The organism is Streptomyces alkaliterrae (assembly GCF_007097205.2).
Lineage (GTDB): Bacteria > Actinomycetota > Actinomycetes > Streptomycetales > Streptomycetaceae > Streptomyces > Streptomyces alkaliterrae.
Map to the genome: position 1 here is coordinate 1 of NZ_VJYK02000067.1, position 21,176 is coordinate 21,176.

Consider the following 21,176-nt stretch of genomic DNA (forward strand, 5'->3'; position numbering starts at 1 on the left):
CCCCGAAAGGCGCGCGGGGTGCCGTCCCGCCCACCCAACTCGCCGCCCGCGCGGAGAACCGCGGAGACCTTGATGAACGTACTGCTCGACAACTTCGCGCTCTTCCGCGAAGGCTTCCTGGGCACCATCTCGCTGACGGCGGCCAGTGCCGTGCTCGCCCTGGTGCTCGGTGTGGTGATCGCCGGCTTCCGGGTGTCGCCCGTGCCCCCGCTGCGCGCGTTCGGCGCCGCCTGGGTCACGCTGCTGCGCAACACCCCGCTTGTGCTGCTGTTCCTGATCGCCTTCTTCATCGTGCCGATGGTGCTCTTCCCGGGCATGAGCACCTACCTGCTCGGCGTGCTCGCGCTGGGCTTCTACACCTCGGCGTTCGTCTGCGAGGCGGTGCGCTCCGGCATCAACACCGTCGCCGTGGGCCAGGCGGAGGCCGCGCGCAGCCTCGGCATGACCTTCGGGCAGACCCTCTCCCTCATCGTGCTGCCCCAGGCGACCCGTACGGTCGTCGCCCCGATGAGCAGCATCATGATCGCCCTCACCAAGAACTCGGCCATCGCCGGCGCCTTCAGCGTCACCGAACTGTTCGGTGTCCAGAAGGACCTGAGCGACATGGGCTACAACATCATGGTCGTCTTCATGTGGGTCGCCCTCGCCTATCTCGTCATCACCTTCACCATCAGCGGCCTGTTCCGGCTGCTCGAGCGTCGGCTGGAGGTCGCGCGATGAGTTCAGTCCTCTACGACGTGCCGGGCCCCAAGGCCAGGGCGCGCAACCGGGTCCTGTCCATCGTCGGTGTCGCCGGCCTGGTGGCCCTGGTCGTGTGGGCCTTCCTCCGCATCGAGAGCACCGGCCAACTGGCGCCCGAGATGTGGGAGATCTTCCAGTACGAGGGTGTCCCGGACCGCATCGTCGACGGCATGATCGCCACTCTCCAGGCGTTTGTGCTGGCAGGTGTGCTCTCCCTGCTGCTGGGCGCTCTCCTCGCCGTCGCCCGCCTCTCCGACCACCTGCCGATCCGCTGGCTGGCCGTCGCGTTCATCGAGCTGTTCCGGGCCGTGCCGCTGCTGATCACCATCTTCGTGATCTGGGCGGGCTTCCTGACCACCGAACCGATGTGGGCGCTGGTGCTCGGTCTCACGCTCTACAACGGCGCCGTGCAGGCGGAAGTGCTGCGCGCCGGCATCCTCGCCGTGCCCAGGGGGCAGGTCGAGGCGGCCTACGCCATCGGCATGCGCAAGAGCCAGGTCATGCTGACGATCCAGATCCCGCAGGCGGTGCGCTCCATGCTGCCGACGGTGGTCAGCCAGCTCGTGGTGACGCTCAAGGACACCTCGCTCGGTTACATCATCGTCTACGAGGAGCTGCTGTACGTCGGACGCCAACTGGCCGGCAACTACCTGGTCAACGGCGACTACCCGTACGTGGTCGTGATCCTGGTCGTCGGCACGATCTACGTCGCGATGTGCATGGTGCTCGCCTGGATCGCCAAGTGGATCGAGGCACGCGGGCGGCGCGCGAAGACCGGCATCAAGGTCGCCAAGGCCGAACCGGACGTCGAGGCGGACGACGCGCTGCAGACGAAGTGACGTCCCGCTCCGGCCGGCCGTGAGCCGTCGGCGGAGGGCGCAGGCCCTCCGCCGACGGCGCGGTGCGCCCCCGTGCTCACTTGACGGGTCGGCGGGCGTTGGGTTGCACTACCCGTTGTGATCACGCAGCAGGGCCGTCAACAGCCGGCGAACTCCCGGCAACGGGATCGCCTGGGCCGCCCCGCGGACGAGGGGGCGGCGCCGTGGAACCGGTGATCGTCGTGGGCGCCGGCCCGGTCGGGCTGGCACTGGCACTCGCGCTCGCCCGGCAGGAGGTACCGATCGTCCTGCTGGAAGCCGAGCAGGGGCCGCCACCGGAGCGCCCCGCGCGGAGCTGTGTGCTGCGGGCCGACACCGCCGCGTTCGCCCAACGGCTCGTCGCCCCCGACGTGTTGCCCGGCACCCGCTGGATGGTCTGGCGCGCGCTGCGCCGCGGCCAGGTGGTCGAACAGCGTGACTTCACGGCCGCCGAGGCGCCCCTGCACCTGCCGCAACACCACCTCACCGAAGCCCTGCGCAGCGCCGTCCGAGGCGAGGACCTGGTGCTCCGTGAGCACGCCGGGCGGGTCGTCGACCTCACCCAGGACGACGACGGCATCCAGGTCCACACGGCCGGGCGGCAGGGCGAACCCTGGCGCGGCTCCTACCTCGTCGGCTGCGACGGCGCCCGTTCCACCGTGCGCAAGCTGCTCGGCGTGCGGTTCCCCGGCCGGACGGCCGTCGAACGCCACGCGGTGGCCGCGCTGCGCGCGCGGCTGCCGTGGCCCGACGAAGCCGTGCTCCACCAGGAACTCCCCGGCACCGGCGCCGAGATGTGCGCCCGCGCGCTTCCCGACGACGTGTGGCGGCTCGACTGGCTGCTGCCGCCCCGGGGCGAACTGGTCACCCCCGAAGCGCTGCTGCGGTCCGTGGAGGAGACCCTGACCGTACTCGCCGGGGAGAGCGACACCCCCTACGAACTGTTGGACACCGGAGTGCACACCGCCCACCAGCGGCTGGCCAGGCACTGGCGCGTCGACCGGGCCTTCCTCGCCGGCGACGCCGCGCACCTGCTCGGCGCCCTCGGCACCCAGGCGGTCGACGAGGGGTTGCGGGACGCCGAGAACCTTGCCTGGAAGCTCGCCATGGCCTGGCACGAGGGCCGCGCGGACACCCTCCTCGACAGCTACGAGGCCGAGCGGCGCGGCGCCGTCGTCCGCCGGCTGCGCGCCGTCGACCAGGCACTTCCGCTGGTGCGCGGCGGCGGCCCGCTGCGCTCCCTGCTGCCCGGCGGCGCCCGCAACCGGCTCGGTCTGCTCACCGACGGCCACCTCGGGCGCGGCGCCCTGGGAGCCCCGCCCGAGCACGCCGCCTCGCCGCTCGCGCCACCGGCCGGGCTCAGCCTGCCGGCCGCGCTACCGCTGGGCGGCCGCGCCGCCGATGTCACCGTGACCGCGCTCAGCGGCGACTCCCGACCGCTCTCCCACCGGCTCGGCGGCGACCTGCTGGTGGTGCTCGTCGCGCCCGGAACCGGAGTGTGGGACAGCCGGCACTGGCTCAACGCCGGGGTGATGCCCGAACTCGCCGCGACGGTCCGCGGACTGCCCGTGCCGACGCAGCTCCTGGTCGCCGAGTCCTACCCCGACGCCCCGGCGCACACCCTGCTGGTCGTACGGCCCGACGGTCATCTCGCGGCGGCGCTGCCGGGCGTGCACGAGGAGGCGCTGCGCACCTGCGTCACGGCCGTCACCGGCGGCCGGGTCGGGGTCGAGCGGCCGGCCGTCGAGTGCGGCAGCGCGGCGGCGGCCGGGGACGTCAGGGCTTGACCGCGCGGTAGTAGCGCTGGGCGCCCTCGTGCAGGGGCAGCGGGTCGGTGTAGATCGCCGTGCGCAGATCCACCCGCTGCGCCGCGTGCACCTGACGGCCGATCCGGTCCCGGCTGTTGATCAGCGCCCGGGTCAGTCCCTCGGTCAGCGCCGCGTCGGCCCGGTCGGTGGTGACGAGCAGATTGGCGACCGCGATCGACTGCACCGCCTGACCGCCCTGCACCCTCGGATAGGCGTCGGCCGGCATCACCGCCGCCCGGTAGTGCCTGGCCTGGGCGTCCTGGGCGTGCAGCGCGGGAACGAGCTCACCGAGTTCGACGAGCCGGATGTCGGTTCTGGCGGCCAGGTCCTGGACGGCCGACGTCGGCAGGCCGCCCGTCCAGAAGAAGGCGTCCAGCTTCCCCTCCTCCAGCAGCCGCGGCATCGTGCCGATGCCCTCGAAGATCCGGGTGACGTCGTCGACCGGGTCGAGCCCGGCCGCCCGCAGCAGCCGTTCGGCGACCGGCCGCACCCCGGACTGCCGCTGCCCCACGCCCACCCGCAGCCCGCGGAGGTCGGCGGCCGACCGCACCGGGGAGTCGGCGAGCACGATCAGCTGCACGTAGTCGTCGTACAGCCGGGCGCAGGCCCGCAGCCGGTCGGCGTCCCTCCCCTTGGCCGTCAGGTAGGCGGACACCGCGTCGGCCTGGGCGATGGTGAAGTCCGCCTTCCCGGCCACCAGTTTCTCGATGTTGTCGACCGATCCCTGGCTGGGGCGCAGCCGCAGGTCGACGTCGGGCAACTCGGTCCCCAGCTGCTCCCTGAGGAGGATGCCGTACCGGTCGTACACGCCCGAGCGGGCGCCGGTGGCGAAGACCGCGCTGCCGGACGGCCCGGTGCTGCCGGCGGGCAGCAGCCACCACAGCAGCCCCAGCGCCAGCACCGCCGCGACCAGCGAGACAAGGCCGCGGCGCGCGCGTCGGTCGAACTCCACCATGCGGCAGATCCTGCCATCCGCCGCCCGTGCGCGGCAGACGTGGTCGGGCGGCGGGCCCGGGATCACCCGTCGCGGCGGCGCAGCAGCAGGCCGACGCTGCCGCGTTTGCGCAGATACGCCCGGCCGCCGCAGACCGGCTCCACGCGCGGCGCGACCAGCGTCAGCTCCTCTTCCGCCGCCCACGCCGCCGACCGCCCGAGCCATGGACGCAGCAGGTCACAGACCCGCTCAGGGGCGAGCGCGACGAACAGCGGCCCACCCGGCAGCCGGTCCAGCAGCTCCAGCGGCTGCCCGTAGTACAGGATCTCCACCAGCAGGTGCGCGCCGCCCGCCCGGCGGGGAGCACGGGCCAGCGCGGCCAGGTCGTCCGCGGTCACCGTCACCCGGTCGCGGTCGACGCCGCGGGCCAGCCGCTCCCGGAAGACGGCGTTCGGTTCGGTCGCGACGACCGAGTAGCCCTTGTCGACCAGCCGCCGGGTCAGCGCCCCCTCGCACGCGCCCAGCTCCACGAGCGGTTCGGCGCCCGGCGGGCACACCCGGCTGATCCAGGCGGTGGTGGCGTCGAGCCGTTCCGCCTCGTAGCCGGAGGTCTCGAACTCCCACGGGTCCGCCACTTCGGCGGCGTCCTCACCCAGGCTGGACATCAGCGCGTACAACCGGTCGCTCTGCCGCCGGTCGGCGCGGAAGAACCGCTCGACGGACGGCAGCCGGGCGGTGTCCAGACTGGGTGCGAGGGGGTCGTCGTGGAGCAGCGCGGCGTGGTGCCGGTTCACGAAGTCGAGCTTGGCCGCCACCAGACGGGCGTCCAGCGGCCGCGTCTCCTCGGCGAGGAACTGCAGGTGCGCCGCAGCGCCGACCGCGTGCCGCACCTCGCCGGGGGCCAGCCGGGCGACGGCGAGGCCGAGCGCCCGCCGGTCCGGGCGGTCGTCGGCCGGAGAGTGCGTCCACACCCGCAACGGGCGGCCCCCGGCGGCGATCAGAGCCAGTGCGTCCGCCAGCGACGCCGCCGGAGCAGGCGGGGGGCCGCCGGCGGCGTGGGTGTGCGGCCGCTCGGTGCGGGCGGCGGTCAGCGCCCCGATCCGTTCGGCCGTCGTGCCGCGGGCCGGCAGCCGCACGGCTCGGCAGGCGCCGTCGGCGGCGACCGTCAGCACGGTTGTCTCCCGGTCGCGCGTCTCCTCCAGCACCGACAGGAAGTCCGTCACCGCGTCCCGCGCGTGGACCACCACCACAACGTCCAAGATCGCCCCACCCCTTGTCACCGGCCCCCGTGATCACGTCAGCCTGGCACCCGTGGACCGCCCCGGCAACGCCCGTTGCACGGGACGCGCGAGGCGTCGGCGGGGAAGTTGTCCACAGGGCGGAGCGGGCCGCTTCCGGGAACGCCTACCCTTGTGTCCATGACCGCGCAGGACACCCAGGGCCGAAGCTACGAGATCCGCACCTTCGGCTGCCAGATGAACGTGCACGACTCCGAGCGGATGGCCGGCCTCCTGGAGGACGCCGGCTATGTTCGCGCCCCCGAGGGATCGGACGGCGCCGACGTCGTCGTGTTCAACACGTGTGCGGTCCGGGAGAACGCCGACAACCGCCTCTACGGCAACCTCGGCCAGCTCGCGCCCAGGAAGGCGTCGCGCCCGGGCATGCAGATCGCAGTCGGCGGCTGCCTGGCGCAGAAGGACCGCGACACCATCACCAGGCGGGCGCCCTGGGTCGACGTCGTCTTCGGCACCCACAACGTGGGCAAGCTGCCCGTGCTGCTGGAGCGCGCCCGGGTGCTGGAGGAGGCGCAGGTCGAGATCGCCGAGTCGCTCGAGGCGTTCCCCTCCACGCTGCCCACCCGCCGCGAGAGCGCCTACGCCGCCTGGGTGTCGATCTCCGTCGGCTGCAACAACACCTGCACGTTCTGCATCGTGCCCGCGCTGCGCGGCAAGGAGAAGGACCGCCGGCCGGGCGACATCCTGAACGAGATCGAGACGCTGGTCGGCGAGGGCGTCACGGAGATCACCCTGCTCGGCCAGAACGTCAACGCCTACGGCAGCGACATCGGCGACCGGGAGGCGTTCAGCAAGCTGCTGCGCGCCTGCGGCCGCATCGAGGGTCTTGAGCGCGTCCGCTTCACCTCCCCGCACCCGAGGGACTTCACCGACGACGTCATCGCCGCCATGGCGGAGACGGAGAACGTGATGCCGCAGCTGCACATGCCGCTGCAGTCCGGCTCCTCCCGGGTACTGAAGGCGATGCGGCGCTCCTACCGCCAGGAGCGGTTCCTCGGCATCATCGAGAAGGTGCGCGCCGCCATGCCGGACGCCGCCATCTCCACCGACATCATCGTCGGCTTCCCCGGCGAGACCGAGGAGGACTTCGAGGAGACCCTGCACGTCGTGCGGGAGGCGCGGTTCGCGCAGGCGTTCACCTTCCAGTACTCCAAGCGGCCGGGCACTCCCGCCGCCGAGATGGACGGCCAGATCCCCAAGGCGGTCGTCCAGGAGCGCTACGAGAGGCTGGTCGCCCTCCAGGAGGAGATCTCCTGGGAGGAGAACAAGAAGCAGGTCGGCCGCACCCTGGAGCTGATGGTCGCCGAGGGCGAGGGCCGCAAGGACGACGCCACGCGCCGCCTGTCGGGGCGCGCCCCCGACAACCGCCTGGTGCACTTCACCCGGCCCGACGAGCCGGTCCGCCCCGGCGACATGGTCACCGTCGAGATCACCTACGCCGCGCCGCACCACCTGCTCGCCGAGGGCCCCACCAAGAGCGTGCGGCGGACGCGTGCGGGGGACGCCTGGGAAGCCCGGCAGGCCGCCCCGGAGCAGAGCGGTTCGGGCGGCGTGCTGCTCGGTCTGCCCAAGGTGGGCGTCCCCGAGCCGCTGCCGCCGGCCGTCGACGGCTGCGCCGCGCGCTGAGCGCCGGGCGGTGTCCGGCCCGCACCGCCGTGTACCGGCCCGGGCCGGCTCGTCGTGAGCCGCCGGGTGGCGGTGGTGGACCGGCGGGCCGGGCGGTAAGCGCCTAGGCTGCGATCATGCTTGTCGCCGCTGCCATGTGCCCCTGCCCGCCGCTGCTGGTACCCGAGTTGGCCGCCGGTGCGGCCGGAGAGCTCGACGAGGCCCGGACGGCGTGCGCGGACGCGCTGTCCGTCGTCGCCGCCGCCCGCCCCGACCTGCTGGTCACCATCGGGCCCGTGGAGTCGGCCGAGGAGGCGGGGGAGTACCCGGCGGGCAGCCGGGGCGGCTTCGCCGCGTTCGGCGTCGACCTGGACACGACGCTGGGGGAGGGCGCGGGCGGCCCGCGGCCGCTGCCGGCTTCGCTCGCCGTTGCCGGACGGCTGCTCGAACGCGTCTCCTGGAACGGCACGCCCGTGGTCGGACACGGGGCCTTCCGCGAGGCACCGCCGGCCGAGTGCGCCGCCGCGGGCCGTGAACTGGCCGACCGTGCCGAGCGGGTCGCCCTGCTGGTCATGGGGGACGGCAGTGCCTGCCGCACCCTGAAGGCCCCCGGCTACCTCGACGAGCGCGCCGCCGACTTCGACGCGGCGCTCGCCCGGGCGCTGGGCGCGGCGGACGCCGCCGCACTGGCGGAGCTGGACGCGGGGCTCGCCGCCGAACTGCTGGTCTCCGGCCGCGCCCCATGGCAGGTGCTCGCCGGGGCGGCGTCCGGCGCCCGCCTCGGCGGTGAGCTGCTGTACGACAGCGCGCCCTACGGCGTCGGATACCTCGTCGCCGCCTGGTCCTGAACGGCGGCGGGGCGGGGCGGCTCGCAGCCGTCCCGCCCCGCCCGGCGGTCCTCAGGCGTCCTTGCGCCCGGTGCCGTCCGTCTTCCCCTCGGACTTCCCGTCCGTCTTCCCCTCGGACTTGTCCTCCTCGGAGAGGCGGCCCACGGCCTCCTTGGCTTTCTCGGTGCCGGTCTTGATCTGGTCGCTGTACTTGCCCTTGGTCTTGGAGTCGACCGCCTTGGCGGCCTTCTCCAGACCCTCGCCGACCTTGTCGCTGTGCTGACCGAGCAGGTCCTTGACCTTGCCGACCTTGTCCATGAGTCCCATGGTGGTCACCTTCCCTTGGATGGGTTCCGTGAATCGACGGGGTTCGGCCGGAGACGGCGGTCCCGGCCGTCGCCGCACGGGCCCGACGAGAACTAGGGGCGCGCGCCGTCGCCCGCCGTGCTGTCGGCGGCCCGCCGCGCGGACTGCTGCTGCGGGATACCCACGCGTTCGTCCGCGGCCTCCTCGGCCGGAACCTCCGGCGCGGCGTCCGCGGCGTCCTTGATCGTATCCGGCCCGTCCGCCTCGGCCCTTTCCGCGTCCGCCTCGATGGCCTCCGCGCGGTCCTCCGCCACGGCCTCGGCCGGCGCGCTCTCGCCGGCCTCGTCGGAGGCGGCGCCGCGCTGCGGTTCGGCCGTGCCGGTCTTGCCGTCGGCCGCGCCGGTCTTGCCGTCGTTGTTGTCGGTCTTGCCGTCGTTGTTGTCGGTCTTGCCGTCGTTGTTGTCGGCGTCGACGTCGGCCGTCGTGGTGGTCGCCGACGCTTCCGCACCCTGGGCCGCGCCCTCGTCCGCCGTGCGGGCGGTGGTTTCCGCACGCTCGGTGGAGCGCTCGGACGCCGCCGCCTCGTCCGCGGCGGGCGTCGTCACCGTGGGCTGCTCGCCGTCGGCCGCCTCGTCGGACCGCTGGTCGCCCTGGCGTTCCGGTGCCGGCGGCTCTCCGGCCGCCGCCCCGGTGCTCCGGCGCTTGCCGTGAAGCCAGGAGAAAATGCCCATGACCACTCCAAAGGTTGTTCGGCTGAGGGGCACCGCGTGCCAGTGACGGGACCCCGCAACGGCAACGAAGCCGAGCCCGCGGCCGTCACGTCGCTCGTTCGGGCTGCACGCGGTTTGAAACACTTGGGGCGTGAACTCCGTACGCAACCCCGCCGACCTGCCCCAGCCCGCCGACGCGCCGCAACCCGTGGGGGCGCCGCAGGTCGTCACCGTCGTGGGCCCGACCGCCGCAGGCAAGTCGGACCTGGGCGTCGCCCTCGCCCGCCACCTGGGAGGCGAGGTCGTGAACGCCGACTCCATGCAGCTCTACCGGGGCATGGACATCGGCACCGCCAAACTGACCGAGGAGGAGCGGCAGGGCGTTCCGCACCGGCTGCTCGACGTGTGGGACGTGACGGTCACCGCCAGCGTCGCCGAGTACCAGCGGATGGCGCGCGCCGAGATCGACCGACTGCTTGCGGAGGGCCGCACCCCCGTGCTGGTGGGCGGCTCGGGCCTGTACGTGCGCGCGGCGGTGGACGCGCTGGAGTTCCCGGGCACCGATCCGGCCGTCCGGGCCCGGCTGGAGGGCGAACTGGCCGACGTCGGCCCAGGGGAGCTGCACCGGAGGCTGGCCGCCGCCGACCCCGAGGCCGCCCGCGCGATCCTGCCCGGCAACGGCCGCCGCATCGTGCGCGCGCTGGAGGTCATCGAGATCACCGGTCGGCCGTTCACCGCCAACCTGCCCGCGCCCGGAGCCCGACGCGAGGTGTACCGGACGCTCCAGATCGGCGTCGACGTCGCCCGACCGGAGCTGGACGCGCGCATCGCCACGCGGGTGGACCGCATGTGGGAGCAGGGACTGGTCGCGGAGGTCGAGGAACTGGCGGAGCTCGGACTCCGGGAGGGACTGACCGCGTCACGGGCGCTCGGCTACCAGCAGGTACTGGCCGCGCTGTCCGGCGACTGCACGCTCGAGGAGGCGCGCGCGGAGACCGTCCGGACCACCAGACGCTTCGCCCGCCGCCAGGACACCTGGTTCCGCAAGGACCAGCGGGTGCGCTGGCTCAGCGGCGCCGCCGCGGATCGGGGCGAACTGGCCGAACGCGCCGTCGCCCTGTTGGAGCGCCCGGTCACAGCCTGATCACGTGATGGCATCGGGAAGCTCAGACAGGCCGGACGGGGGCACCGGACGTGCCATCATCGACGCTCGAGCCGCAATGCCGGGAGTTGGGAGGGCGCGTGGCGATGGAGGCCGGCCCTCGTGACGGCGACGACCCCGCTCTGCCGTTGGACGACGCTCTGCCGTCGGACGACGGGCGGGACGTCCTGAGAGAGGGCGAACCGACGTACCAGGACGGCGGCGAGTCCTACGCCGAGCTGCGTCCGCCGCGGAAGATGAGGCTCTGGCAGGTCGCGCCGATCGTGGCGTTGGCGCTTGTCGGCTCGCTGATGTTCGCCTTCCCGCTCGCCTTCGAGTTCGGCGACGGCGGCGCCGTCGTGGCGATGCTCGGACTGCTCATCAGCTGCTGCGCGGCGGGCTGGGGCATGATGGCCGCGCGCCGGGTCGGACTGGCCTGGCCGGGCCTGCCCGCGCGCGGCTCCAGGGAACGCGCCGACTGGCGGATCGTGGCCCTGTACGCGGTGATCGTGGGCACGTTGGTGCTGCTGGCGATCTGGCGCGTCGCCCGACTGCGCTGAGCCGCTCCCAGCGCCCCGCCGGACGCACGCCGCGCCGCGCGCCGCCGGCGGCCGCCTCGCTCTCGTCGCTCCCGTACGATCGTGCCGTGAGCAGCGCAGCCCAGCCGATCACCTTTCTCAAGGGACACGGCACAGAGAACGACTTCGTGATCATTCCCGACCCGGAGGGTCGGCTCGACCTGACCGCCGCCGACGTGGCGCGGCTGTGCGACCGTCGGGCCGGCATCGGCGGCGACGGGCTGCTGCGGCTGGTGCGCTCCGCCGCCCACCCCGAGGCGCGCTCGATGGCGGAGACCGCCGAGTGGTTCATGGACTACCGCAACTCCGACGGCAGCGTCGCCGAGATGTGCGGCAACGGCGTGCGGGTGTTCGCGCACTGCCTGGAGCGCATGGCGCTCGCCAAGACCGGTGACCTCGCCGTGGCGACGCGCGCCGGAGTGCGCCGGGTGAGCATCAACGAGGACGGTTCGATCACCGTCCACATGGGCAAGGCGCGCCTCCCGGAGTCCGAGGTGACCGTCGCGGTCGGCGCGCGCGAGTGGCCCGCCCGCAACGTCAACATGGGCAACCCGCACGCCGTGGTGTTCGTCGACGAACTCGACGACGCGGGCCCGCTGCTGGACGCCCCGCGCGTCACCCCCGCGGAGGCCTACCCGCAGGGCACCAACGTCGAGTTCGTGGTGGCCCGCGGCCCGCACCACGTGGCGCTGCGGGTGCACGAGCGCGGCTCGGGGGAGACCCGCTCCTGCGGTACCGGCGCCTGCGCGGTGATGGTCGCGGCGGCCCGGCGGGACGGTGTCGACCCGGCGGCGGAGGGCCGACCGGCGACCTACACGGTCGACGTGCCGGGCGGACGGCTGCTCATCACCGAGCACCCGGACGGGGAGGTCGAGATGACCGGCCCGGCCGTCATCGTCGCCGAGGGAATCGTGGACCCCGCGCTGCTCCGACACTGAACGGGCGCCCCGCGACGGACTATCGGGACCCGTTCACCCACCACGCCCCGCCAACTGTGCGGAGGCGTCGCCTTCTTGACCGCCCGGACCGACTACACTTCGCTCGATGGAGTGATCCCGGACACGGTCTCCGGACGCCTGTCAGCCGTCTGTGGTGAGGTCGGTAGCATCAGGCAACTGATGGTGCGACACCTCGAGGGGGCTGCCGATGAGCGCGGTAAGGAGCCTGCGGAAACTCGGGCGCGCGGCCCTGCTGGGCACCACCCCGCGCGGCGGCCTCCCGAACGCCCTGGAACACGTGGCCCAGGCGCATCGCCGACACCACCCGGGCGCCGACCTCGACGCGCTCAGCCGCGCCTACGTGCTCGCCGAGTCCTCCCACCGCGGCCAGATGCGCAAGAGCGGCGAGCCCTACATCACCCACCCGCTCGCCGTCACCCTGATCCTGGCCGAACTCGGCGCCGAGGCCACCACGCTCACCGCCTCGCTGCTCCACGACACGGTCGAGGACACCGAGTTGACGCTTGATCAGGTACGGTCCGAGTTCGGTGACGAGGTCGCGTACCTGGTCGACGGCGTGACCAAGCTGGAGAAGGTCGACTACGGCGCCGCCGCCGAGCCCGAGACGTTCCGCAAGATGCTGCTGGCCACCGGCAGCGACGTCCGCGTCATGTCGATCAAACTCGCCGACCGGCTGCACAACATGCGCACGCTCGGCGTCATGCGGCCGGAGAAGCAGGCGCGCATCGCCAAGGTCACCCGCGACGTGCTCATCCCGCTCGCCGAACGACTCGGGGTGCAGGCGCTGAAGACGGAGCTGGAGGACCTGGTCTTCGAGATCCTCCACCCCGAGGAGCACCGCCGCACCGACGCCCTCATCCGCGCCCACCGGGAGGAGCCCGACCCGCTGGAGGAGCTGGCCGAGGTGGTCCGCGGCGTGCTGCGGGAGGCGCGCGTCGGCGCCGAGGTGCTGATCCGACCCCGACACCACCTCTCGGTGCACCGCTACCGCCTCAAACGCGGCCGGCTCGGCCCCTGCGACTTCGGGCGGCTGCTCATCCTGGTCGGCGAGGAGGCCGACTGCTACGCGGTGCTCGGCGAACTGCACACCTGTTTCACCCCGCTGATCTCGGAGTTCAAGGACTTCATCGCGGTACCCAAGTTCAACCTCTACCAGTCGCTGCACACCGCGTTCGCCGACTCCTCCGGGCGGGTGGCCGAGGTGCTGGTCCGCACCCACCGCATGCACCGCGTCGCCGAGGCCGGAGTGATCGCGCTCGGCGACCCGCACCGCACGGACGGCGCCGAGGACGCCGAAGCCGACCGCGACACCGACGGCGAGCGCGCCGACCCCACCCGGCCCGGCTGGCTCTCCCGGCTGCTGGAGTGGCAGAGCCACGCCCCCGACCCCGACACCTTCTGGGCCGAACTGCGCGACGACCTCGCCCAGGATCGCGAGATCACCGTCTTCGTCGCCGAGCTCGGCAGCACCGCCGACTCAGTCACCCTGCACCTGCCCGCCGGCGCGACCTGTGTGGACGCCGCCTACGCCCGGCACGGCGGGAACGGCCACCGCTGTGTCGGGGCCCGGGTCGACGGACGCCTCACCACGCTGGGCACGGTGCTGCGGGACGGTGACGCCGTGCAGCTCCTGATGGCCGCCGAGGGCGGCGCCTCGGGGCCGTCCCCCGACTGGCTGGAGCACGCCCGCACACCGGCGGCCCGGCTGGCCATCCGGCGGTGGTTGGAGGCCCACCCGGAGGAGCCGGGCCCCGGCCCGAAGGCCCCGGAGCCGACCACCTCCGATGCGACCGCCACCGAAGCCACCTCCGGCGAACCGCCCGCCCCCGAGGTGACCGCCGACCCGGCCGCCGCCGACCCGGCCGGTGCCCCGGCCGTCGCCGAGCCGACCGCCGCCGAGACGCCACGCGGCGACCGCAGGACCGCCCGCACCGAGTCGGCGGCCGTCGCCGAGGGGCTGCCCGACCGGCCCGTGCGGCTGGCCCGCTGCTGTACGCCGGTCCCCCCGGACCCGGTGACCGGCTTCGCCGTGCGCGGCGGCGCCGTCACCGTGCACCGGGAGGGTTGCGCCTCGGTGGCCCGGATGGCCGGCACCGGGCGCGCCCCGGTGCCGGTGCGCTGGCGGCCCAGCGCCGACGCCTCCTGCCGGGTGACGCTGCGGGCGGAGGCCTTCGGCCGCCCGCACCTGCTGGCCGACCTCACCGAGACCATCGCCGTCCAGGGCGCCGCCGTGCTGTTCGCCGCCGTGGAACCGCCCCGGCAGCAACGGGTCCGGCACACCTACACCCTCCGGCTGGAGGACGCCGCCGAGCTGCCCGCGCTGATGCGCGCCATGCGCGAGGTGCCCGGCGTCTACGACGTCTTCCGAGCCGCGCAACCCGCCCTCTGAGCGGGAGCCGACACGACGGCCGGGATTAAGCGGGTGACGGGCCGGCTCCGGCGTGCGACCATCTACGCGTCGCGGGGAACCCGAGCCCGCACCGCCGGCTCCCGCACCGCCTCCTGGGCGGAACGGGAATGAACCACCGCGCCGGCGCGTTGCCCCGTCAGGGACACTTCCGACGGAAGCACTCCACAGCACTCACGCACTCTCGACGTTAGGACACGATGACCTTCTCCTCTTCCCTTTCGCACCGCGGCCAGCGCAGCACCGAGACCGACCGCCGGGCCGACGCCCTGATGGAAGAGGACGTCGCCTGGGGTAACGGGTTCAGCGACGAGCGTGACGGCGACCAGCTCGACCGCTCCGAGCGCGCGGCGCTGCGCAGGGTCGCAGGCCTCTCCACCGAGCTTCAGGACGTCACCGAGGTCGAATACCGGCAGCTGCGGCTGGAGCGCGTGGTGCTCGTCGGCGTCTGGACGTCCGGCACGGCCGAGGAGGCCGACAACTCCCTCGCCGAGCTGGCCGCCCTCGCCGAGACGGCCGGGGCGATGGTGCTCGACGGCGTCATCCAGCGCCGTGACAAGCCCGACCCGGCCACCTACATCGGCTCCGGCAAGGCGCGGGAACTCCGCGACATCGTGCTGGAGACGGGCGCGGACACCGTCGTCTGCGACGGCGAGCTGAGCCCGGGCCAGCTGATCCAGCTGGAGGACGTCGTCAAGGTGAAGGTGGTGGACCGCACCGCCCTGATCCTCGACATCTTCGCCCAGCACGCCAAGTCCCGAGAGGGCAAGGCGCAGGTCTCGCTGGCCCAGATGCAGTACATGCTGCCCCGGCTGCGCGGCTGGGGTCAGTCGCTGTCCCGGCAGATGGGCGGTGGCGGCTCCGGCTCGTCCGGCGGCGGCATGGCCACCCGTGGTCCCGGTGAGACCAAGATCGAGACGGACCGTCGGCGCATCCGCGAGAAGATGGCGAAGATGCGCCGCGAGATCGCCGAGATGAAGACCAGCCGCGACGTGAAGCGGCAGGAGCGGCGCCGCTACCAGGTGCCGTCGGTGGCGATCGCCGGCTACACCAACGCCGGCAAGTCCTCGCTGCTGAACCGACTCACCGGCGCCGGCGTCCTCGTCGAGAACGCCCTGTTCGCCACGCTGGACCCGACCGTCCGGCGGGCGGAGACGCCCAGCGGCCGGATCTACACCCTCGCCGACACCGTCGGCTTCGTCCGGCACCTGCCGCACCACCTGGTCGAGGCGTTCCGCTCCACGATGGAGGAGGTCGGCGACTCCGACCTCATCCTGCACGTGGTCGACGGCTCGCACCCGGCGCCCGAGGAGCAGCTGGCGGCCGTCCGCGAGGTCATCAGGGACGTCGGAGCCACCGACGTGCCGGAGATCGTGGTCGTCAACAAGGCCGACATCGCCGACCCGCTGGTCGTGCAGCGCCTGCTGCGCGCCGAGCGGCACGCCATCGCCGTCTCCACGCACACCGGGGCAGGCATCGACGAACTGCTCGACCTCATCGACCGCGAGCTGCCCAGGCCCGCGGTGGAGCTGGCGGCTCTGGTGCCGTACACCGACGGCGGCCTGGTCTCCCGGGTGCACGCCGAGGGCGAGGTGCTCGAGGAGGAGCACACCGCCGAGGGCACCCGCCTGCGCGCCCGCGTCCACGAGGAACTGGCCGCGGCCCTCCGCCCGCACACCGTCTGAGGCCCGCCGCGCGGAAACGGGACCCCACCCACCGGGTGGGGTCCCGTTCGCTTCTCCCGCCGAGCCGCCGGGGACCGAACGCGATCCGGGGTACCCGGTCCCGTGTGGGTCCACGGCCTGGACGAGTGGCGAGCGGAGGCGGACGGTGAAAGGCACATTCACGCTGGGACGGATCGCGGGCGTCCGGGTGGCCGTCCACTGGAGCGTTGTTGTCATCTTCCTGCTGGTGACCGTCACCCTCGCCGGGGGACGGCTCGTCCGCCTCTATCCCGACTACCCGACGGCCGTGTACTGGGTGCTGGGACTGCTGGTGGCGGTGGTGTTCGTCGCCTCGATCCTGGCCCACGAGGTGGCGCACGCCATCGTCGCGCGGCGCAACGGGATCGAGGTCGAGGACATGACGCTGTGGATGCTCGGCGGCGTCGCCCGGCTCAGAAGCGAGACGCCGAGCCCGGGCGTCGAACTGCGTGTCGCCGGGGTCGGGCCGCTGACCAGCGCGGTGCTCGGCGTGCTCTTCGCGGCGTCTGCCGTCTGGCTGGACGTGCTGGCCGCACCGGGCCCGCTGGTCGAGGCCGTCGCGTGGCTGGCCGCGATCAACATCCTGCTCGCCCTGTTCAACAGCATTCCCGCCGCGCCCCTCGACGGCGGTCGGCTGCTGCGCGCGGTCGTCTGGAAGTTCACCGGCGACCCGGTGCGGTCGACGGTGATCGCCGCCGCGGCCGGCCGCGGCTTCGGCTGGCTGCTGGTCGCCTACGGCTTTCTGTCCATCCTGGTCACCGGCACCTTCGCGGGCCTGTGGATGGCCCTGATCGGCGGCTTCCTGATCGCCGCCGCCACCGCCGAGGGCCGCCAGGCGCAGCTGCGTGGGGTGTTCGCCGGGATCCGGACGCGCGACATCATGACGCCCCACCCGGTGACCGTGCCCGCGACGACGACCGTCGAGCAGTTCCTGGCCGGCGCGCCCTTCGGCCAGTACCGGCATACGGCGTTCCCCGTGGTGGACGCCGAGGAATCACCGGTCGGGCTGGTGACGGTGGCCCGCGTCGACCGAGTGCCCGTGCCGCAGCGGGGATCCACGAGCCTCGCCGCGGTGATGGCCCCGATCGACGAGGTCACCACCGCGTTTCCGGATGAGCCCGTCACCGATGTCCTGTCACGACTCGCCGGAGCCGGCGAGAGCCGGGTGCTCGTCCTGGACCGGGAAAGCCATGCCCTCGTCGGCATCGTCTCCCAGACGGACATCAGCAGAGCATTCACCTGGCTCACGGCGACCCGCGACAGGCGATGAGTTCTTGCGGTCCGGGCATCGATGCAGACCCTTCCTCTGTCGACAGGCTCGGAACTGCTCGGACCGCGGGCGGAGATCCGCGCCCCTCCAACGTGGCCGGGCAGACCGGGGTGGCCTCCGCGGGGACGCCGGCGACGAGGCGTCGGCATCAGCGGACGCGGGTCTCCCGCGCCGTCCGCCGGGGCCCGCCGTGTTACCGTCGTGCGTTTGCGTGGTCGTCGCGGTGGGCGATACCGCCTGTTCGGTCCCGCTTGCGTGGGCTGTTCCGTCCTGCCGGGCCTTCCTCGGTACGTTCCCCCTGCGGAAGGCTGTCCATGAAGCATCCCGACGACTCCGGCATCGCTCCCGGCGGCCCCGCCCAGCCCGGGGGCACGACGCCGGCGCGGCCCCCGGCCGTCTCCTTCGCCGAGCTGGGGCTTCCGGCGGAGGTGCTGCGGACACTGAGCGGACTCGGGGTACGCGAGCCCTTTCCGATCCAGGCCGCCGCTCTCCCCGATGCCCTGGAGGGGCGCGACCTCCTCGGGCGCGGGCGCACCGGGTCGGGCAAGACGCTCGCCTTCGGCCTGCCGCTGCTGACACGCACGGCCGGGCGGCGTGCCCCATCGAAGCAGCCCCTCGCTCTGATCCTCGCGCCCACCCGGGAGCTGGCCCAACAGGTCACCGAGGCGCTGGCACCGTACGCCGAGGCACTGCGGTTGCGGATGGCCACGGTCGTCGGCGGCGTGTCGACCGGCCGGCAGGTCGCCGCGTTGCGCGAGGGAGCCGAGGTGGTCGTCGCCACCCCCGGACGACTGCACGATCTGATCGAACGCAACGCCTGCAGCCTCGGACGGGTGAGGATCACCGTGCTGGACGAGGCAGACCAGATGTGCGACCTGGGATTCCTGCCGCAGGTTGTCGACGCTCTCGAGCGGGTGCACCGCGACGGCCAGCGAATGCTGTTCTCGGCCACGCTGGATCGCGACGTCGAGCAGTTGGTACGCCGCTACCTCCACGACCCCGTCGTCCACTCCGTCGACCCTTCCGCCGGTACGGCCCCGACGGTGGAGCATCACGTGCTGGTCGTCCACGGCCCTGACCGCTACGCCGTCACCACGGAGATCGCCGCCCGCGACGGCCGCGTACTGCTGTTCCTCGACACCAAGCACGCCGTCGACCAGCTCACCCGGCATCTGCGGGCCAGCGGGGTGCACGCCGGGGCCCTGCACAGCGGCAGATCCCAGCCGCAGCGCACGCGGACCCTGGAGCAGTTCAAGCACGGTCGGATCACCGCTCTGGTGGCGACCAACGTCGCGGCCCGTGGCCTGCACGTCGACGATCTCGATCTCGTGGTCAACGTCGATCCGCCCACCGACCCCAAGGACTATGTGCACCGGGCCGGCCGCACCGCCCGCGCCGGCGAGTCCGGCAGCGTGGTCACGCTCGTGGAAGGCGGCCGGCGCGGCGAGACGACGCGGATGCTGACCGGGGCCGGCATCGAGCCGACCGTCACCAGGGTGCGTTCGGGCGAGGCGGAGCTGAGCCGGATCACCGGGGCCAGGGCTCCGTCCGGCATTCCGCTCGACGGCGGGCCCGCCGGCACCCGGCCCAAGAACGGCAACGCGCCCTTCCGCGGCCTCGGAACCAGCAAGAGCCCCTCCCGCGGCGGTGGCAGTTCCCGAAAGGCCGCCGAGGCCCGCAAGCTCGCCGAGGCCCGCAAGGCCGCCCGCGTACGCCGCAGCGGCTGAGAACCGTTCACCTGGCGGCGAGAGCCCGGGCCGAGGACGGTGCGGGATGACGGCGCGGGCGCCAGGCATGACAAGCTGTGCTTGATCACCCCGAAAACCAGGAGGCCACCATGACCGCAGAGCCCGCAACCCCGGAAGGTTCGGAGCCGGCCGGCCCCGAGGCGTCCCCTCTGGCGCCGGACGGCGACGGCAACTACGACCTCAAGGCCAAGTTCCGCGAGGCCCTGGCGCGCAAGCGCGGTGCGCAGGCGGACGCGGCCGAAGCCGCCGCCAACCCGGCTGCGTCGAAGGTGCGTGCGGCCCACGGCCCGGCTGCCAACCAGCGGTCGTTCCGGCGCAAGAGCGGCGGCTGAGCCGATCAGTCCCGCGGGCGGGCCGCGATGTCGGCACCGTCGGTGTGAGCGCTGGAACAGCCGAGAGGGCTGACCTGGCGCGCGTGTCGTTGTAGGCTCCGTAGGAACGCCCTTGACCTGCGAAGCAGGCAGGGAGCAGTCAAAGCGGGAGTTCCTCATGCTGCGCACCATGTTCAAGTCCAAGATCCACCGTGCCACGGTGACCGAGGCCGACCTGAACTACGTCGGTTCCGTGACCGTCGACGCCGACCTGCTGGAGGCGGCCGATCTGCTGCCCGGCGAGCTGGTGCACATCGTCGACATCACCAACGGCGCCCGGCTGGAGACGTACACCATCGAGGGCGAGCGCGGCTCGGGCGTGATCGGCATCAACGGTGCCGCGGCGCACCTTGTGCACCCCGGTGACCTGGTCATTCTGATCAGCTACGGGCAGATGGAGGACGCCGAGGCGCGTGCCTACGTGCCGCGCGTGGTGCACGTCGACGCCGGCAACCGGATCGTCGAGCTCGGGACCGACGCCTCGGCGCCGGTCCCCGGCAGCGACACGGTGCGCAGCCCGCTGGCCGCCGCCCGCTGACGTCGGCGGGGCGCGGCAGGCGTCACGCGGCAGGCGTCACACAGCCGAACGGCCCGACCCCACCTCGCAGGTGTGGGTCGGGCCGTCTGCCGTACCGGGTCAGTTCTTGCCCGCGAAGCGCTTGCTGATCGCGTCGAAGACGCCCTTGGCCGAGCCGCCCAGGTACGGGCCCGCAAGCCATGTCGCCGGGCGCGGACCGATCGAGTTCACCGAGACCAGTTCCGCCTTGCCGTCGGCGCCGGTGACGAACATGCCGCCGCCGGAGGTGCCGCCGGTCATGGTGCAGCCGATGCGGTACATCTGCGGCTGCGTGGGGTCGACGGTCAGCCGGCCGGGTCGGTCGGTGCAGGTGTGCATGAGCGCGCCGTCGTAGGGCGGCGCGGCCGGATAGCCGTAGGAGCTGAGGCCGGAGAGCTGGCCGGGGCGCGGCGCGCGGAAGTTGATCCGCAGCGAGGCGCCGACGGTCTCCTCCAACGACTTCCCCGAACCGTCCTCCGCCTTGACCTGGAGCACGGCGAAGTCCTGGGCGGCACCCGCGGCGCCGTTGACGGCGTCACCGCGCTCGATCCAGTAGCCGGTGGTCTGCGCCCAGGTCGCCCACCACTGCTTGTACGGGCTGATCTGCTGCTTGGGCGCCGTGGGGATCTGGTTCGCCGGGCGTCCGCGGTCGTTGTAGGAAGGCACGAACATGATGTTGCGGAACCAGCCCTTGCCCTTGCCGCCGTGCACACAGTGTCCGGCGGTGGCGACCAGGTTGGACTTCCCCGGGTTGCGCGGGTCCTTGACGACCGTGCCGGAGCAGACGGCCGGGCCCTTCGGGGTGTCGAAGAAGACCTTGCCCACCGGGGCGGCGTTGCGGTGGTACGGGGTCGCCACGCGCTGGGCGCGTACCGCGCGCGGTGCCGGGTCGTCGGCGGAGGTGGAGGCGGCGGCGATGTCCTCCTCGGTGACCTCCTTGTCGCCGGACTCGGCCTCGTGCATCCGCTCCGGCTTCCACAGGTCCTTGATGTAGGGGTTGACGAAGTCGGCCGCGTCGCGCAGCCAGTCCTTCTCGTCCCAGTTCCGCCAGCCGCCGTCACGCCACTTGTCGAGGTCCTCCAACGAGGTGGGGAGGTCCTTGGGCAGGCTGAGGTCGAGGCCGTCGCGGGCGGAGCCGTCCGGCTTGCCGTCCGCTGAGGCGTCGGGCTTGGCGGCGGCGTTGTCGTCGGTCGGGCCGCAGGCGGTGGCGGTCACCGTGAGTGCGGCGAGTACGGCGGCCGCGGCGAGCGCGGAGCGGCGGCGCCTCGTCCCGTGGGTCGCTGGCATGTCTTGTTCTCCCTGGCGGGTGTGCTGGTCCGGCCTCCCTGGTGGGGCGTCGGGGTCCGGACGGGGTCGTGTC

Annotated in this window: 19 protein-coding genes; 14 read left to right on the top strand and 5 right to left on the bottom strand. The window is 73.1% G+C overall.

Annotated features, from left to right (window positions below; all coding sequences use genetic code 11):
* Positions 1-72: 72 nt before the first annotated feature.
* The 3 genes from FNX44_RS08940 (at position 73) to FNX44_RS08950 (ending at position 3,385) form a co-directional block, all read left to right on the top strand.
* On the top strand, positions 73-720 hold the full coding sequence (locus tag FNX44_RS08940) for an amino acid ABC transporter permease (protein WP_143647464.1): 648 nt from the start codon (positions 73-75) through the stop codon (positions 718-720).
* Positions 717-1,580 carry an amino acid ABC transporter permease gene (locus FNX44_RS08945; RefSeq protein ID WP_143647465.1) on the top strand — a complete coding sequence of 288 codons (864 nt, stop codon included), beginning with the start codon at positions 717-719 and terminating at the stop codon, positions 1,578-1,580. The genes FNX44_RS08940 and FNX44_RS08945 overlap by 4 nt, the downstream gene beginning before the upstream one ends.
* Positions 1,581-1,783: 203 nt before the next feature.
* Complete coding sequence (locus tag FNX44_RS08950) at positions 1,784-3,385, top strand: FAD-dependent monooxygenase (RefSeq protein ID WP_143647466.1); 1,602 nt, start codon at positions 1,784-1,786, stop codon at positions 3,383-3,385.
* Here the strand turns inward: FNX44_RS08950 and FNX44_RS08955 are convergent.
* Both FNX44_RS08955 and FNX44_RS08960 read right to left on the bottom strand, forming a co-directional pair.
* Positions 3,375-4,361 (bottom strand): TAXI family TRAP transporter solute-binding subunit, encoded by a 987-nt coding sequence (locus FNX44_RS08955; RefSeq protein WP_143647467.1) that lies wholly within the window; start codon positions 4,359-4,361, stop codon positions 3,375-3,377. The genes FNX44_RS08950 and FNX44_RS08955 overlap by 11 nt on opposite strands.
* A gap of 62 nt (positions 4,362-4,423) precedes the next feature.
* A complete protein-coding gene (locus FNX44_RS08960; RefSeq protein WP_323369170.1) occupies positions 4,424-5,590 on the bottom strand; it encodes a hypothetical protein in 1,167 nt (388 codons plus the stop codon).
* A gap of 168 nt (positions 5,591-5,758) precedes the next feature.
* Here FNX44_RS08960 and miaB point away from each other — a divergent pair, with 168 nt between their 5' ends.
* Together miaB and FNX44_RS08970 are read left to right on the top strand one after the other, a co-directional pair.
* A complete protein-coding gene (miaB, locus tag FNX44_RS08965; protein WP_143647468.1) occupies positions 5,759-7,261 on the top strand; it encodes a tRNA (N6-isopentenyl adenosine(37)-C2)-methylthiotransferase MiaB in 1,503 nt (500 codons plus the stop codon).
* 116 nt (positions 7,262-7,377) lie between these two features.
* On the top strand, positions 7,378-8,088 hold the full coding sequence (locus FNX44_RS08970) for a class III extradiol ring-cleavage dioxygenase family protein (protein ID WP_143647469.1): 711 nt from the start codon (positions 7,378-7,380) through the stop codon (positions 8,086-8,088).
* Positions 8,089-8,139: 51 nt separating this feature from the next.
* Here the strand turns inward: FNX44_RS08970 and FNX44_RS08975 are convergent, their stop codons facing one another.
* Positions 8,140-8,394: an antitoxin gene (locus tag FNX44_RS08975; RefSeq protein WP_143647470.1), complete on the bottom strand. Its 255-nt coding sequence runs from the start codon at positions 8,392-8,394 to the stop codon at positions 8,140-8,142.
* A gap of 92 nt (positions 8,395-8,486) precedes the next feature.
* Complete coding sequence (locus FNX44_RS08980) at positions 8,487-9,104, bottom strand: hypothetical protein (RefSeq protein WP_143647471.1); 618 nt, start codon at positions 9,102-9,104, stop codon at positions 8,487-8,489.
* A 187-nt stretch (positions 9,105-9,291) separates the two neighbouring features.
* Between FNX44_RS08980 and miaA the strand changes: the two genes are divergently transcribed.
* The 9 genes from miaA (at position 9,292) to panD (ending at position 19,798) form a co-directional block, all read left to right on the top strand.
* A complete protein-coding gene (gene miaA, locus FNX44_RS08985; protein WP_143647480.1) occupies positions 9,292-10,227 on the top strand; it encodes a tRNA (adenosine(37)-N6)-dimethylallyltransferase MiaA in 936 nt (311 codons plus the stop codon).
* Between the two features lie 104 nt (positions 10,228-10,331).
* On the top strand, positions 10,332-10,784 hold the full coding sequence (locus tag FNX44_RS08990) for a hypothetical protein (protein WP_143647481.1): 453 nt from the start codon (positions 10,332-10,334) through the stop codon (positions 10,782-10,784).
* A gap of 86 nt (positions 10,785-10,870) precedes the next feature.
* The gene (gene dapF, locus FNX44_RS08995; RefSeq protein ID WP_143647472.1) at positions 10,871-11,740 is read left to right on the top strand and encodes a diaminopimelate epimerase; all 870 of its coding nucleotides are present in this window, start codon (positions 10,871-10,873) and stop codon (positions 11,738-11,740) included.
* Positions 11,741-11,948: 208 nt separating this feature from the next.
* Positions 11,949-14,150 carry a RelA/SpoT family protein gene (locus FNX44_RS09000; protein ID WP_143647473.1) on the top strand — a complete coding sequence of 734 codons (2,202 nt, stop codon included), beginning with the start codon at positions 11,949-11,951 and terminating at the stop codon, positions 14,148-14,150.
* A gap of 218 nt (positions 14,151-14,368) precedes the next feature.
* A complete protein-coding gene (gene hflX / locus FNX44_RS09005; protein WP_143647474.1) occupies positions 14,369-15,853 on the top strand; it encodes a GTPase HflX in 1,485 nt (494 codons plus the stop codon).
* Positions 15,854-15,998: 145 nt separating this feature from the next.
* Positions 15,999-17,141, top strand: a complete 1,143-nt coding sequence (locus tag FNX44_RS09010; RefSeq protein ID WP_143647475.1) for a site-2 protease family protein — start codon at positions 15,999-16,001, stop codon at positions 17,139-17,141.
* Positions 17,142-17,455: 314 nt separating this feature from the next.
* Entirely contained in the window at positions 17,456-18,868 is a 1,413-nt protein-coding gene (locus FNX44_RS09015) for a DEAD/DEAH box helicase (protein ID WP_143647476.1), read from the top strand.
* A gap of 110 nt (positions 18,869-18,978) precedes the next feature.
* Positions 18,979-19,221: a DUF5302 domain-containing protein gene (locus FNX44_RS09020; protein WP_143647477.1), complete on the top strand. Its 243-nt coding sequence runs from the start codon at positions 18,979-18,981 to the stop codon at positions 19,219-19,221.
* A gap of 157 nt (positions 19,222-19,378) precedes the next feature.
* Positions 19,379-19,798: an aspartate 1-decarboxylase gene (gene panD, locus FNX44_RS09025; protein WP_143647482.1), complete on the top strand. Its 420-nt coding sequence runs from the start codon at positions 19,379-19,381 to the stop codon at positions 19,796-19,798.
* Positions 19,799-19,897: 99 nt separating this feature from the next.
* Here panD and FNX44_RS09030 read toward each other — a convergent pair whose 3' ends face one another.
* Positions 19,898-21,103: a trypsin-like serine peptidase gene (locus FNX44_RS09030; protein ID WP_143647478.1), complete on the bottom strand. Its 1,206-nt coding sequence runs from the start codon at positions 21,101-21,103 to the stop codon at positions 19,898-19,900.
* Between the last annotated feature and the right edge of the window lie 73 nt (positions 21,104-21,176).

Excerpts from the sequence above, each read along its gene's own strand:
- FNX44_RS08940 (WP_143647464.1), top strand. The coding sequence starts at position 73 with ATGAACGTACTGCTCGACAACTTCGCGCTCTTCCGCGAAGGCTTCCTG.
- FNX44_RS08945 (WP_143647465.1), top strand. The coding sequence starts at position 717 with ATGAGTTCAGTCCTCTACGACGTGCCGGGCCCCAAGGCCAGGGCGCGC.
- FNX44_RS08955 (WP_143647467.1), bottom strand. The coding sequence starts at position 4,361 with ATGGTGGAGTTCGACCGACGCGCGCGCCGCGGCCTTGTCTCGCTGGTC.
- miaB (WP_143647468.1), top strand. The coding sequence starts at position 5,759 with ATGACCGCGCAGGACACCCAGGGCCGAAGCTACGAGATCCGCACCTTC.
- FNX44_RS08970 (WP_143647469.1), top strand. The coding sequence starts at position 7,378 with ATGCTTGTCGCCGCTGCCATGTGCCCCTGCCCGCCGCTGCTGGTACCC.
- FNX44_RS08975 (WP_143647470.1), bottom strand. The coding sequence starts at position 8,394 with ATGGGACTCATGGACAAGGTCGGCAAGGTCAAGGACCTGCTCGGTCAG.
- FNX44_RS08980 (WP_143647471.1), bottom strand. The coding sequence starts at position 9,104 with ATGGGCATTTTCTCCTGGCTTCACGGCAAGCGCCGGAGCACCGGGGCG.
- FNX44_RS08990 (WP_143647481.1), top strand. The coding sequence starts at position 10,332 with ATGGAGGCCGGCCCTCGTGACGGCGACGACCCCGCTCTGCCGTTGGAC.
- FNX44_RS09000 (WP_143647473.1), top strand. The coding sequence starts at position 11,949 with ATGAGCGCGGTAAGGAGCCTGCGGAAACTCGGGCGCGCGGCCCTGCTG.
- hflX (WP_143647474.1), top strand. The coding sequence starts at position 14,369 with ATGACCTTCTCCTCTTCCCTTTCGCACCGCGGCCAGCGCAGCACCGAG.
- FNX44_RS09015 (WP_143647476.1), top strand. The coding sequence starts at position 17,456 with ATGAAGCATCCCGACGACTCCGGCATCGCTCCCGGCGGCCCCGCCCAG.
- FNX44_RS09020 (WP_143647477.1), top strand. The coding sequence starts at position 18,979 with ATGACCGCAGAGCCCGCAACCCCGGAAGGTTCGGAGCCGGCCGGCCCC.
- panD (WP_143647482.1), top strand. The coding sequence starts at position 19,379 with ATGCTGCGCACCATGTTCAAGTCCAAGATCCACCGTGCCACGGTGACC.
- FNX44_RS09030 (WP_143647478.1), bottom strand. The coding sequence starts at position 21,103 with ATGCCAGCGACCCACGGGACGAGGCGCCGCCGCTCCGCGCTCGCCGCG.